The following is a 13676-nucleotide window of genomic DNA, read 5'->3' on the forward strand; positions in this document are numbered from 1 at the left end:
CCATTCATAGTAGAAAGGAAGCATTGATTTGACCCAAGTTATGCGTTCCGGAAATGGAGAAAGCCACGCTAAAATTATCCTGATCGGAGAGCATTCGGTTGTTTACGAGCAACCGGCAATTGCTCTGCCTCTGTCAAAAGTAAAAACCAAAGTACATATAAAAGAATCCAATGAAGGTCGCCAAATTTTGCATAGTCGCTACTTTGATGGTGAGCTTTTGCGTTCCCCAGCTTCTCTATCTGGGATAAAACATCTGATCAATTATATCCTAGATGCCCACTCTGTGGCTAATAGTTCTTTCGTCATGACAATTACAAGTGATCTTCCTGCTGAAAGGGGGATGGGTTCCTCAGCTGCAGCCGCTATTGCTGTAGTTAGAGCCCTCTATGCTTACTTTGGATGGCATCTCACACATTCTAAGCTTTTACAACTTGCCAATATAGCTGAAAAAGATATTCACGGCAATCCAAGCGGTCTTGATGCAGCTACTTCTGCAAGCTCACAACCAGTTTGGATGATTAAAAATAAAGAACTTTTTACACTGCCGCTTAAACTAAACGCCTGCCTTTTAATTTGCGACAGCGGCATAAAGGGGCGCACGGGTGAAGCAGTTGCTAGTGTAAAAAAACGGATGGAGATCGATCCCGAAACTACACAAACTTTGATCGATAGACTTGGAAAGCTGGCTTTCGCGGCACGCACTCAAATTGCCAACGATGATTCACTTGGACTAGGTAAAACCTTTAATCTCGCTCAAGCACAGCTTGCCACACTTGGCGTCAGTAATAAACAACTAGACGAGCTTATCAAAACAAGTCTTGCTCTTGGTGCATTAGGCAGCAAACTGACCGGTGGAGGACGTGGAGGTTGTTTCATTTCGTTGGTTAAAAATCAAAAAACAGCGAATAAAATAGCCCAACAGTTACGAAAAAAAGGCGTCACCGAAACATGGATCCAGCCATTAGGAAACCACTGAGGAAGGAAAAAAGTTAATGATTTCAAAAGCATTCACAGCTCGCGCCCATACTAATATTGCTTTAATAAAATACTGGGGCAAAAAAGATCAACAACTGATAATTCCAATGAACAATAGCCTCTCACTGACGCTGGACCATTTTTATACGGATACCACGGTATATTTTGATTCATCTTTAAAGCATGATGTTTTTTATTTGAATGATGAAGAACAAGATGCTTCAAAAATTTCACGTTTTATGGATCTTGTTCGTGCACAGGCTGAACTAAAAACATTTGCGCATATCGAGTCAGTCAATCATGTACCAACGACAGCTGGCTTAGCCTCCTCCGCTTCAGCATATGCCGCATTGGCACTGGCAGCCAGCAAAGCGGCGGGGATGCAATTAGCTCGCCAAGATCTCTCGCGTCTTGCACGCAGAGGTTCTGGTTCTGCTAGCCGTTCAGTATATGGTGGTTTTGTCGAATGGAAGCGTGGAAATGATGATTTAAGTTCATTTGCCGTTCCAATTGAAGAGAATACTGATTGGAACATTTGTATGATTGCAGTCGTAATTGATAAGAACAGAAAGAAAATTTCAAGCCGCGTTGGAATGCAGCGAGTTGTTGAAACCTCGCCTTTTTATCCTGCTTGGATCAAGAGTTCCGAACATGACCTTGCAACTATTAAAAAAGCAATTAAAGAGCGCAACTTAAAAAAAGTTGGCGCAATTGCTGAAGAAAATGCAATGAAGATGCATGCACTAAATATGAGCGCCAGCCCTCACTTCAGCTACTTTGAACCCGCAACTATCGAAGTACTGCATCTAGTGGAATTGTTGCGTTCAGAGGGTATTTGTTGTTATTATACATTGGATGCAGGTCCAAACGTTAAAATACTCTGTTCTGCTGAAGACAGCGAGCAAATTTTAAAAAGACTTGCAGTTAAATTCGATAAAAAACAATTATTGGTTGCACATCCGGGACCGGGTGTTGAACTAATCAGTAAAAAATAAAATTATATTTAATTCGTTGAAGGGGCATGATTTTTTGATTACGGTCAAAGCACCAGGAAAACTTTATATTGCAGGTGAATATGCAGTCGTTGAGACAGGATTCCCTGCAATTCTTGTGGCTCTTAATCAGTTTGTAACTGTTACGGTCACAGAAAGTAATGACTACGGGTCAATTTACTCACAACAATACCAAGAGAATTCACTTCTTTGGAAACGCGAAGGAAATCACATGGTTTTCGATAATCGTGACAATCCGTTCCATTATATTCTTTCTGCCATTAAACTGACAGAAGCATATGCGCAAGAATTGGGCAAAAAAATGAAATGTTATCACTTGAGAATCGACAGTGATTTAGACAGTCCGGATGGCAAAAAATACGGTCTAGGAAGTTCAGCCGCAGTTACAGTTGCCACCGTCAAGGCCTTATGCCGCTTTTATAATCTTACCATGACTAAAAGCAGGCTCTTCAAGCTATCTGCAATTGCACATTTAGACATTCAAGGAAATGGATCACTTGGTGATATTGCAGCAAGCGTTTATGGAGGATGGATCGCATATAACTCCTTTGATCGTGCTTGGCTAAAAAAAGCCCGGTATCGTTATTCACTGACTGAGTTAATTGATTTAAAATGGCCACAATTAAAAGTTGAATTATTAACCCCGCCTAAAGAACTTTCTTTGTTGATCGGCTGGACTGGTTCGCCAGCATCAACATCACATTTAGTTGATGCCGTCGGACTCAAAAAAGCTGAACGCATTAAGAGCTATCAAAGCTTTTTGAATGAAAGCAAGCAATGTTTAAAGCGAATGATCAAAGGTTTTCGAACCAAAAGTTTTGATGTTATAAAGAAAGAAATCCGCTACAATCGTAAATTACTTCAATCCTTAGGTGAGCTGAGCGATGTTCAGATTGAAACACCGCTCCTGCACCTATTGTGTGAAACTGCAGAGAAATTGAACGGTGCTTCCAAAACCTCGGGTGCTGGCGGCGGTGACTGCGGTATCGTTTTGATCGATAACTCCGTCAATATTCAACAGCTTTTGAATAATTGGAAAAAAATTGGAATTGAACCTCTTAATCTTCATGTCCATCGCGTTAATGATTGATAAATTGAATTGAAAGGAAGGTCAAATCAGTGAATTCACACTCTCATCGAAAAGACGAACATGTTTTTATTGCGGAAAAGCTCTATCAGCCTGAATGTGCAAATGGTTTAGAACAAATCAAACTTTTTCCGAATAACCTTCCTGAAATTGCGTGGGACGAGGTTGATATGACAACTACGTTAGCTGGAATACCAATTCCAGCTCCTTTTTTTATCAATGCTATGTCTGGTGGGAGTCCAGCAACGGCTAAATTAAATGAAAAATTAGCTGTTGCTGCTGCAGCGACCGGCATTCCAATGGCAACTGGTTCTGAGAGCATTGCGCTTAAGCTTCCAGAAGTTGAAAAAAGTTTCAGTATTGTTAGAGAAAAAATACCCAATGGGATCGTTTTGGGTAATTTAGGAGCTGACCACGATCTTCAAGATGCTAAAAAAGCTGTCTCGCTTTTAAAAGCCAATGTACTTGAAATTCATCTGAATGCTGCGCAAGAAATTGTTATGCCCGAAGGTGAACGTGATCTTAAATGGCGTGAAAATATAACGAAAATCATAGAAGAGCTTGAGGTCCCAGTCTTAGTTAAAGAAGTCGGCTTCGGGATCAGCCCACGTTCACTGCAGCAATTGGCAAATATAGGGATTAAATATGTTGATCTCTCAGGGCGAGGTGGCACAAATTTCGCTAAAATTGAAAATCAGCGCCGACATGCTAAAGAATTCCCGCTGCTTGACAGCTTTGGCCTTTCAACTGCTGAGACACTGATAGCTAGTAAGCCATTCCAAAAAGAATTCTCCTTCACGGCCTCTGGAGGCATTAGAGATGCACTTGATATTATTAAGTGCTTAGTTCTTGGAGCTGACAATGTCGGCATATCGGGCTTGTTTCTCCACACTGTTCTTAAACAGAACAGTGCTGGCTTGATTGAACTAATCGAAAAGCTTAAAGATCAAGTAAAGGCTCTGATGGTCCTCCTTGGCTGCCACAATATTGCAGAGCTTCGTCATGTTGACTTTAGTTTGTCTTCCGAATTATATGCTTTTCAAAAACAATTGAAAAAATAAAACAAGAGAAAATAACATATTTTAGATCGAATATGTCATTTTCTCTTGTTTTATTTTTTTAAAATCGGATGAAGTCGAAGTCCCTTTGGAAAGAAGTTTTTAACTGTTCCATTCACAAGTTTTCCAAAACAAAAGCTTTTATTTTCACAACAAAGTAAATACCAACCATTCGCGTGTTTTTCGCTGCTATAAGCAATAGTGTTTCCTTGGACATAGCTCGCCCACTGTTCATGACTAAAGGTCAGCACACGCTCAACACATTGTGGACTTAAATAAAGAGCTAATGCATAACTCGGTTCAAACCTTTTCTTCTTAAAGGTCCCCAGTTCTAGACCAGGCCTCATAAAACGCAAACCACTTAAATCAGGACTATTTTCAGGAACCCAGTACAAGTGCTCATTCCAACAACGTAAATCGACTTCTGGGAAAAAATCATTTTTGGCGAACATTTTTTGCAAGAAATCATTCCATAAAACGCGCTCGCTACTCGTTATCTTTCTAAGAATACGAGCGCTATTCTTTTTTTTCTTGTTATTTTTAACCGGTTCTTGTGAACGACGGTCCTGCAATTTAGCAATAAAGTGGCCTTCTCCATTAAAATGGTGTGGAAACAGACGGACAGTTCCCAATAAACGCTGATCATTGTCTGCAAAAACAGGCATCCCAGCATCCATGCCCTTCCATTTTTTTAATGGTACAACGTCAAAATACTCATACTGTTCCAGCAACCATGCAATAATTTGCTCATCCTCTTCAGGAGCAAAAGTACATGTCGAGTAAATCAACTGTCCTCCTGGGCGCAGCATTTTAACCGCATCTTCTAGGATTTTGCGTTGCCTTTGCGCGCATTCATCCGCATACTCCGGATGCCAATAATTCTTTGCTTGCGGATTCTTGCGAAACATTCCTTCTCCCGAGCAAGGAGCATCAACCAATATCTTATCGAAAAAACCTGGTAATTTTTTAACGAGATTTCGTGGATCCTCATTTAGTACAACTACATTCGATGCCCCTACACGTTCAATATTTTCAGACAAAATACCTGCTCGTTTGCGATCTATTTCATTTGCGACTAAAAGCCCCTTTCCGCCAAGCTTAGCAGCAACTTGAGTTGATTTTCCTCCTGGAGCTGCACAGAGGTCAAGAATACGCTCGCCAGGAACAACAGCAGCAACTTCCCCTACATACATTGCACTTGGTTCCTGACTGTAAACATAGCCTGCCTGATGTTCTAAGGAGCGTCCTGAAACTTCGCCATAATAACCCGTTGGCACATATTTAATCGGATTAGTGAGGTCAAGTGCAACATCATCAGGATTGTCCTTTAATGTGTTAAGTCTGAATCCCTTCTTAACTTCGCCGGCCAAACTCAAGAAAAAAGCCGGTGCTTCATCTCCCAATATCTTTTGATATTTAGAGACAAAACCTTCTGGTAAATCCATTTAATTAATCCCCTTTGTTCAACTTTTTGATTTGTCTTTTCAATAAGACAATATACAAGCAGTTGGTCAATAGATATACTGCAAAATTATAAACAAAAATAGCAATATATTCGGTAATATCAAAAGCCAATAAACCAATTATGATTCCAAAAATAGTTCCTAATCCATTAAAAAGTGCGAAAAACTGCCAGTCATCAAAAATAAATTTTTTGATATCCCGCTTTAAGAAAATAGCCTCTAAATACCTCCTGCGCGCAAAAAGTATACAAAGTAGTGCTCCACTCAAAAAAGCAAGTGTAACAACGGCAAGCCCCAAAAATTCACTTAAATGCGATACAACCCATGAATCTTGCTGGATCAAGAAATGTTTGCGATTAATATGACGAACGCTCGATGCACTCAAAACCTTTTTGACGCTTTTTTTGTCTAAAGCGCGCTTACCATCAATCACAATTCGAAAATTATTAGCTAGTACTTTGGCACGCTGCTGTTCGCTTATCGAAATAAAAATCTGATTATCCAGATCTGATCCTTGATGGTTACCCATCACGCCTAACACTGGAATGTATTTATTATCAATTTTTAAATAACTTTGATCCTTAGGTGTATATAATTTATTTTCAAGATTTTTTCCAACAACTGCAACGTTAACTTCCGACTTAAAATCAGCGAGTGCAAAAAAACTGCCACTAATCATTGGCGGTACTGCAAAATTACCTACACCGTAAAAATATGTGATGTTCTTGCTTTTTTTATCCTGATAGTGTACCTGAACATCCTCCAGCTTGGAGGAATTTTGTAACTTATTATCAAGCTGCGCGATTGTCATTCTATCTTTCAATTTGATTAAATAGGCATCTGCAGAGAGATTATGGTTGTTCAGCTTAATCGTCAGATTTCGTTCCTGAATCTTCAAAAATAGCGAAACGCTGAGGAAAGCCAGCAGGGTTGCATAGAGCACCAACCAAACATTTTTCTTTATCACAGCATTCTCTCCTTACTAACCAACTTAATGAATGCCAAGTGCCATCTTAGCATACCTTGTCATTTTATCAATTGACCATGCCGGTTCCCATACAAATTTAACATCAACCTTCTCTATTTCGGGAACTGAAACAAGTGCTCGATCCACCATATCTGCTAAAACATCCGTCAGCGGGCAGCCCATTGTTGTCAAAGTCATTTTTATTTCACACAGGCCGGCTTCATTCAAATTTATTTCATACACAAGCCCTAAATTAACAATATCGACGCCTAGTTCAGGGTCGATCACGTCTTCTAGTTTTTCAAGTATTTCATTTTTTATTGTCTCTTGATCTCTTTGATTCTCCATAAGAAATCCTCCTAAGATATATCACTTATATTTATGCCAGATAATCTGCAAATTTATCTGCCATTTCAACTGTTGTTTCATATGATACCTTATGTGCCGCACCTTGGGTAGTGGTAAACGTCACATTTTCTGCATACGAATGATTTTTTATTTGGTCAAAAAAAGCTTTTGTCGGCTGATAGGGTACCATTTCATCTGCAGTTCCATGCCAGAAATGAACTGGACGCGAAGCAATTTTTTGAGGATTCAAGGAAAGATCCACAACTTCCAAAGCCTTGACCTGCTCTTCTACGTAATTCGGATCGATATCTTCCATCCCTGGTATCGCATGCAGAAGCTGCCGCGCAAATGAACATGGCGCTGGAGAACCCATTAAACATACGCCTGCTGTTATCTGTGGATAGGTCCGCAGTAACGCACATGTGGTGATTCCTCCCATTGAAAGTCCACTGACACCAACTTTCTCATCCTTAATTCCGAAGTTTTCTCGATAATAAGCAAGCAAGTCTGGAAATTCTTTAATCGAATTTACAATTATTTTCCAAAACTCAAGCTTATGCTCTGAAGCTTTGCCTGAAACCAGCCGATCCCCATGATAAAGGGCATCTGGCAAGACAACCCTAAAACCTCTTTTAGCTATCTCATAACCTTGCGTTAGCACTTTCTCCTTGCATCCTGTCCAACCGTGATAGAAAAACACCAGCGGCAACACATCCTCTTTCTTATCAGACTGGACAAGTTCCAGTACAGGAATTTTTTTAATTTCTTTTGATGTAATTGTAATCATGCTGTCGCCCCCATAGTAGTATGCTCATATTATACAACGACAGTAAAGGCAAACTCTAGTAAATAAGTTGCTTTTATGGTATCTTAAATCCTATGAATCTTCCTAATATGAGGTGAATGACGTGCAACAGAAATTAATAGCATTAGATTTAGACGGAACAACTTTAAATGGACAGTCGATGATTAGTCCGAAAACAAAAGCAGTTTTACAAAAAGCCAGCCGTGCCGGACACATTGTCTCAATTGTTACGGGACGCCCTTACCGCATATCAAAACAAATCTATGATGATCTAAACATAAAGACTCCTATGATTAATTTTAATGGTGGACTCGGGCACATTCCACATCAAAATTGGGATAAAGAATATCAAAAAACTTTTTCGCGTGAGATCGCTTTTGACTTATTGAAAAATATGGATACTTTCGGGATCAAGCTAATGGCTGCTGAAAAGAAGTCGATGATTTTGGCCAGCAATCCGCATGCTATCGTAGACGACTTCTTTCCAGTGCCTCTCAACTCAGAACAGATTTTAAACCAGCAAAACTTAAAATCTGATCCAACTTCATTGACGATCTTAATTGACGATAAAAAGAAAGATAAAATTATTCAGCATTTAGAGCAAGTTTACGGTTCAAATGTTGAAGTAGGTGTTTGGGGAGGCGTTAACCCTGTTCTGGAGCTCGAACCGAAAGGTGTGAATAAAGCTGTTGGGATCAAACATTTGGCTGATAACTTCAAAATTGACCGCAGTAACATCATCGCTTTTGGGGATGAACATAATGATCGTGAAATGATCGATTATGCTGGCTGGGGAGTTGTAATGAGCAATGGGACAGACGAGCTGAAAAAGTTAGCAAACGATATCACAGCTAAAGATAATACTCAAGATGGTTTAGCAACTTATCTTGAAAATTACCTCAAATTAGCTGAATAGCAATAAACTGCCTGTTGTTCTCAGTATCCATATCATAAAAAGCAGTTTAAGAACGAGATTGTTTCTGCCCCGTTCTTAAGCTGCTTTTTTTGTTTTCCTGCCATCTAAGCTTTAAAGTTGATCCAAGCTACATGCCCAAGTCGCATTCCAACATATCCTCATAGGTCTCACGTCGTATGATCAGTTTATCCTTGCCATCTTCACAGAACACAACAGCTGGCCGCGGGTTACGATTATAGTTGCTGGCCATTGTGTAACCGTACGCTCCAGTTGACGGAATTGCTAAGATATCTCCCGGATGAGTAATTGGCAATTGTGCATCTCGTACAAGAATGTCTCCAGATTCACAATACTTACCAACTACTGTTACAATCTGTTCCTGCAAAGCTTGAGGTTTATTAGCCAGCCATGCTTCATATTTTGCCTGATATAATGCAGGGCGAATGTTATCGCCCATCCCACCATCCACAGAAACAAAATGACACACACCTTCAACATCCTTGCGTGAACCGACCGTGTAAAGGGTAGCTGCAGATTCACCAGCTAAAGAACGTCCTGGTTCAATCCAAATTTCTGGCATTTTTAGGCTAAATTCAGCTATCCTTTTCTTAACAGCTGCAATGATTTTTTCAGCAAAAATCTCTGGCGGAAGTGGTTGGTCTTGTTCCGTGTATCGAGTTCCAAAACCGCCTCCTAGATTAAGTACCTCAGCCACAAAAGCATATTTTTCGTGCCAATCGTTCAATAGTGAGACCATCTTTTCAACAGCCATGACAAAACCTTTGGCAGAAAAAATCTGTGAACCGATATGACAGTGAACCCCTTTAACCTTCATTCGCGGATTTTCAATAAGCTTCTTAAGAGCTTTCTCTGCTTGCCCACTATGCACATCAAAACCAAACTTAGAATTTTCTTGTCCTGTTGAAATATATTTGTGCGTTTCCGCCTCAATTCCAGGTGCAACACGCAACACAACTGAAATTGAAGTTTTCTTTTTCCGCAAAATAGCGTCCAGAAATTCTATTTCCTGGAAATTGTCAACAACAATACATCCTATCTTGGCATCAACCGCCATTTCCAATTCGGCTGGTAATTTATTATTACCATGAAACTCGATGCGCTCGGGGGGCATTCCACCTTTTAATGCGGTAAAAAGCTCACCACCAGAAACCACATCACATCCAAGGCCTTCTTGCGCAACCAACTGATACATTGCCATCGCTGAAAAAGCTTTACTTGCATAAACTACGCGATAAGGGACCCCGGCATCAACAAAGGCCTGTTTGAAGTGTTTTATCTTGGACTTTATCTTGGCAACATCATATGCGATCAGAGGGGTTCCGTATTTTTGCGCTAATTTAAGCGTATCAACCCCGCCAATCGCTAAATGTCCAGCTTGATTAACTTCGAATGAATCTGATAAATTTGCCAACTTCAAACATCCTCTCTCATCTTATAAGTAGTCTTAAATAATAAAAAAAGCCAGGTATATCGCCCAGCTTAAAATCAAAACAATTACTTCTCGTCACTCTTAAGAACTCCGCCCACACTATAGCGGTTCTTTTGCATCTCACTTAGAATAACGTGGACATGTTCAGCCGGTGCCCCTGTATTTTTAGAAACAGCTTTTGTAACATCCTCCACTAAGTGTTTAAGTTGTTCTTGCGAGCGCCCCGCAATTAAGTCAATATGCACAATTGGCATTTCTTACTCCTCTTTCCAAGTCAACACTACTATTAAACATACTCTTTAAGTATACTTCGACTCTAATTACTCTATGTATATTAAACCAGATATGCGATTAGAAAGCAATTAAATTTCCAACAAATAATTCGACTATACAGAGACTCGTATTTTGCTCCGAAATTCAAATTTTCATAGGCTCCTCTGTTCTTTTATTCAATTTTTTTGCTTGTTTAACTGTGCGGCACGTGCACTAAGTTTTGCCTGCTGATCTTCATCGAAAAAGTTCCCCGCAATATCAGATGTGTTTACAAAATTAACAAAAGCAGTTGGATCTTCTTGGATGATGATCTGCTTGAATCGGTAGAGCTCGTAACGAGTAATGACAATCATTAAAACTTGACTGTCCTTCCCCGAATATCCCCCTTTAGATGGCATAATTGTCACACCTCTAACTAATGACTGACGTAAAACTGGGATAATGTTCTTGGCCCTATTCGTCACAACGAATGCTGTCAGCTTTTGGTGTGAGGTGTGAATCCCATCAATCACCCGCGTCATAGCATAATTGGAAATAATCGTATAGAGTGCACTTTGCCAACCAAATAAAAACCCGGCTGTTAAAATGATCAGCATATTAATCACTAACATGACAAAACCGACGGATTTGCCTGTCGTCTTATTCAAAATGACCGCGATAATATCCATACCACCCGTCGAAAAACCATAACGCAAGGCAGCACCGACCCCAAAACCAGTCATCACACCACCAAACAATCCACTCATTAAAGGATCTGGAGTGAAACGCTGCACTGGAATTATAATAGCAAAAAATGTTGTTGAGATAATCGTAACCACACTATAGTACGTAAAGTTTCGCCCGACTTTCAGCCAGCCTAAGATACCTACAGGAATATTCAGCAGCAGAATGAAGTAGCCAGTATCAATTCGAATGTGGAACATTTTGTTAAGAACTGACGACAAAAGTTGCGCAATCCCATTGAAACCTGAAGCAAAAATATTACCAGGTATTAAGAAAAAGTTTAAGCTAGCAGCCAAGACAACCCCAGCAAAAATCGCAATAGCAACTCGTTTTAATTCATCGGAAATTTTAAAATTCATATTTAACACCTTATTCCTACTTCCCATCAAACATGGGCAGATTTTATTCAAAGTATTTCAACATAAATAAGTATAAACCAATCTGTTAAAATACAACATTAGAAAAAAATTAAACGCATTGTTATGATAAAATCATTTTAACGAACAAAAATCAAAAAAGAAAGAGGTTTTACTTTGACTTTCAAACAAAAAAAATTATCCGCATGCACAAGTATTTTAGTCGGCAAAAAAGCAACAGCAGATGGTTCAACTCTCATTGCTCGCAACGAAGATTTCAATGCAACATGTCCAAAACATTTCATTGTTCACCCACACAAAGAATTTGAACAGCAACAAACTTTTGTATCGCCGGATAACGGTTTTACCATTGGGCTTCCCAAAACTAGAGGAAAATACACTGCAACACCTGAGTGGACTCCAAAATTTGGTATTTTTGAAGAAGACGGGATCAACGAGTATGGCGTTGCCATGAGTGCGACTGAAAGTGCGTATGCGAATGAACGTGTTCTCGGTGCAGATCCGCTAGTTGAAAATGGTATTGGCGAAGAAGCTATGGTAACCGTTACACTCCCTTATATCCATTCTGCGCGCGAAGGTGTAGCCCGTTTGGGAGCTATCGTTGAAAAGTACGGCGCCAGTGAAACTAACGGCATTTTATTCTCTGACAAAGATGATGTCTGGTACATGGAAATTGCTACTGGACATCATTGGGTTGCTCAGCGAATCCCTGAGGATGCATATGCGGTTGTCGCTAATCAACTGGCTATTCAGAATATTGATTTTGATGATTCCAAAAACTTTATGTATGCACCCAGAATAGCCACTTTCGTCCAAGAAAACAAACTAAATGTTTCTCGCACCGAATTCAACTTCAGAAAAATTTTTGGAACTCAGGAATTAAGTGATGAGATTTACAGCACACCACGTGTCTGGTATGGTCAAAAATATTTAACTCCATCGCTAAAACAAGATCCTATGAGCGAGGAGCTCCCTTTCATACAGCGAGCAGATCGTCTGCTGCATAATGACGATCTTGAATACATTTTAGGTTCACATTTTCAAGGAACAGCTTATGATCCTCTGGGAAATGCAGATTCTAGCACCTCAAAGAAGTTCAGGCCAATCAGCCTTGCTAAGACCCAAGAATCACATATTCTGCAAATACGCCCAGATCTTCCACTTGAAATCAGTGGTTTGCACTGGCTTGCGTTGGGGGTTACAGCTCAAAGTGTCTTCATTCCTTTCTACGCCTCCATAACAGATACACATCCAGCCTATCAAAAGGGCAACGGAACTTATAGCTTTGATTCCGCTTACTGGCGCTATAAACTGCTTGGTATTCTCGTTGACGCACATTACAAAAAATTCGGTGAGAAACTTCATTCCTTACAAAAGGAGTTGCGCGCCCATCTTAAAACACGTGTGCATCAGACTGACAACAAGGCTCAAAAACTCACCCATCAAAAACAGATAACCTTTTTGACGGAAGCAAGTTATGCTAATGCACAACTCGGACTCGATAAAATAGACAAACTAACAGCCCAGCTAATAACCGAATCAGCTGATCTTTCTCCACTTAATTTCCAAATTGATGAAAATCTTTAAGCAGTTCGAATAGCCTGCAAATTAAGACTATGTTCTGCTTTTAATTACCGATAATTCACAAAAAAGTGATCATGCTTTTGGACCGCTATATATTAATAAAAGTGGGCTTCATGACAGAAAGTTCTTCTTGTCATGAAGCCCGCTTTTATTAAAAAATTATAGTAAATTCCTTCATACCAGTCCCTGTGTCAAGTTTTTATGCCTTTTCTTTCTCAATTCGTTCAATGCGGACAGCGGCGGTCAACTCACCTGAATTAGCACCTGTCAATCGTAACATCTGATTAGTTTCGTTAACATCTAATTTCATTTCTTCGTCCATATACATCTCGCTATAACCCTTAATTCTAAATGGTCCGATATCAGAATCAACTTTCTTATCATAATCGTGCGAATCAATATCATCAGAAACAATTAAAATACGGAAAACGGAATCAAGTGAACAAACACCCACACGTGAGAGCGAGCCCACACCATCGTCAAAGTCCAATAAAAGTTCATCATTAGAATCTTCGAGATAAGACATGATCTTTTTCCGCGCTTCCTGCGTAATTGTTAAATACATGCGAATCCCTCCATTTCTAAGCATATTGTACACGATGTAAGTCTGTATGCCAAAATATATGTTTGAGTCCAT

At 39.8% G+C, this 13676-nt stretch carries 14 protein-coding genes; 6 read left to right on the top strand and 8 right to left on the bottom strand.

Annotation, left to right across the window (positions count from 1 at the left end; genetic code table 11):
• The first annotated feature begins 40 nt into the window (after nucleotides 1-40).
• Genes mvk through fni form a run of 4 tightly spaced genes read left to right on the top strand, consistent with a single transcriptional unit; the run spans nucleotide 41 to nucleotide 4136 of the window.
• Nucleotides 41-976, top strand: a complete 936-nt coding sequence (gene mvk, locus FC19_RS00360) for a mevalonate kinase (protein WP_057875112.1) — start codon at nucleotides 41-43, stop codon at nucleotides 974-976.
• A gap of 16 nt (nucleotides 977-992) precedes the next feature.
• A complete protein-coding gene (mvaD, locus tag FC19_RS00365; protein ID WP_057875010.1) occupies nucleotides 993-1970 on the top strand; it encodes a diphosphomevalonate decarboxylase in 978 nt (325 codons plus the stop codon).
• A 34-nt stretch (nucleotides 1971-2004) separates the two neighbouring features.
• On the top strand, nucleotides 2005-3078 hold the full coding sequence (locus tag FC19_RS00370) for a phosphomevalonate kinase (RefSeq protein ID WP_057875011.1): 1074 nt from the start codon (nucleotides 2005-2007) through the stop codon (nucleotides 3076-3078).
• 29 nt (nucleotides 3079-3107) lie between these two features.
• A complete protein-coding gene (gene fni / locus FC19_RS00375; RefSeq protein ID WP_057875012.1) occupies nucleotides 3108-4136 on the top strand; it encodes a type 2 isopentenyl-diphosphate Delta-isomerase in 1029 nt (342 codons plus the stop codon).
• A 50-nt stretch (nucleotides 4137-4186) separates the two neighbouring features.
• On the opposite strand, the gene FC19_RS00380 is transcribed toward fni, so the two are convergent.
• The 4 genes from FC19_RS00380 to FC19_RS00395 are packed head-to-tail and all read right to left on the bottom strand — an operon-like array spanning nucleotide 4187 to nucleotide 7698.
• On the bottom strand, nucleotides 4187-5578 hold the full coding sequence (locus tag FC19_RS00380; protein ID WP_057875013.1) for an RsmB/NOP family class I SAM-dependent RNA methyltransferase: 1392 nt from the start codon (nucleotides 5576-5578) through the stop codon (nucleotides 4187-4189).
• Nucleotides 5579-5582: 4 nt separating this feature from the next.
• A complete protein-coding gene (locus FC19_RS00385) occupies nucleotides 5583-6563 on the bottom strand; it encodes an ABC transporter permease (protein ID WP_057875014.1) in 981 nt (326 codons plus the stop codon).
• Nucleotides 6564-6587: 24 nt separating this feature from the next.
• A complete protein-coding gene (locus FC19_RS00390) occupies nucleotides 6588-6911 on the bottom strand; it encodes a metal-sulfur cluster assembly factor (RefSeq protein ID WP_057875015.1) in 324 nt (107 codons plus the stop codon).
• 31 nt (nucleotides 6912-6942) lie between these two features.
• Nucleotides 6943-7698 carry an alpha/beta fold hydrolase gene (locus FC19_RS00395; RefSeq protein ID WP_057875016.1) on the bottom strand — a complete coding sequence of 252 codons (756 nt, stop codon included), beginning with the start codon at nucleotides 7696-7698 and terminating at the stop codon, nucleotides 6943-6945.
• Nucleotides 7699-7819: 121 nt separating this feature from the next.
• On the opposite strand from FC19_RS00395, the gene FC19_RS00400 reads away from it, so the two are divergent.
• Nucleotides 7820-8632, top strand: a complete 813-nt coding sequence (locus FC19_RS00400) for a Cof-type HAD-IIB family hydrolase (RefSeq protein ID WP_057875017.1) — start codon at nucleotides 7820-7822, stop codon at nucleotides 8630-8632.
• Between the two features lie 127 nt (nucleotides 8633-8759).
• Here FC19_RS00400 and lysA read toward each other — a convergent pair whose 3' ends face one another.
• The 3 genes from lysA to FC19_RS00415 all read right to left on the bottom strand — a co-directional run bounded on the left by lysA (nucleotide 8760) and on the right by FC19_RS00415 (nucleotide 11437).
• Nucleotides 8760-10064 (bottom strand): diaminopimelate decarboxylase, encoded by a 1305-nt coding sequence (gene lysA, locus FC19_RS00405; protein ID WP_057875018.1) that lies wholly within the window; start codon nucleotides 10062-10064, stop codon nucleotides 8760-8762.
• Nucleotides 10065-10147: 83 nt separating this feature from the next.
• Nucleotides 10148-10336: a 2-hydroxymuconate tautomerase gene (locus FC19_RS00410; RefSeq protein ID WP_057735555.1), complete on the bottom strand. Its 189-nt coding sequence runs from the start codon at nucleotides 10334-10336 to the stop codon at nucleotides 10148-10150.
• 195 nt (nucleotides 10337-10531) lie between these two features.
• Nucleotides 10532-11437 carry a YitT family protein gene (locus FC19_RS00415; protein WP_083488247.1) on the bottom strand — a complete coding sequence of 302 codons (906 nt, stop codon included), beginning with the start codon at nucleotides 11435-11437 and terminating at the stop codon, nucleotides 10532-10534.
• A gap of 174 nt (nucleotides 11438-11611) precedes the next feature.
• On the opposite strand from FC19_RS00415, the gene FC19_RS00420 reads away from it, so the two are divergent.
• Nucleotides 11612-13042 (top strand): C69 family dipeptidase, encoded by a 1431-nt coding sequence (locus FC19_RS00420; RefSeq protein WP_057875019.1) that lies wholly within the window; start codon nucleotides 11612-11614, stop codon nucleotides 13040-13042.
• A 196-nt stretch (nucleotides 13043-13238) separates the two neighbouring features.
• On the opposite strand, the gene FC19_RS00425 is transcribed toward FC19_RS00420, so the two are convergent.
• The gene (locus FC19_RS00425; RefSeq protein ID WP_057875020.1) at nucleotides 13239-13604 is read right to left on the bottom strand and encodes an iron-sulfur cluster biosynthesis family protein; all 366 of its coding nucleotides are present in this window, start codon (nucleotides 13602-13604) and stop codon (nucleotides 13239-13241) included.
• Between the last annotated feature and the right edge of the window lie 72 nt (nucleotides 13605-13676).

Source organism: Liquorilactobacillus aquaticus DSM 21051 (assembly GCF_001436755.1).
GTDB classification, from domain to species: domain Bacteria; phylum Bacillota; class Bacilli; order Lactobacillales; family Lactobacillaceae; genus Liquorilactobacillus; species Liquorilactobacillus aquaticus.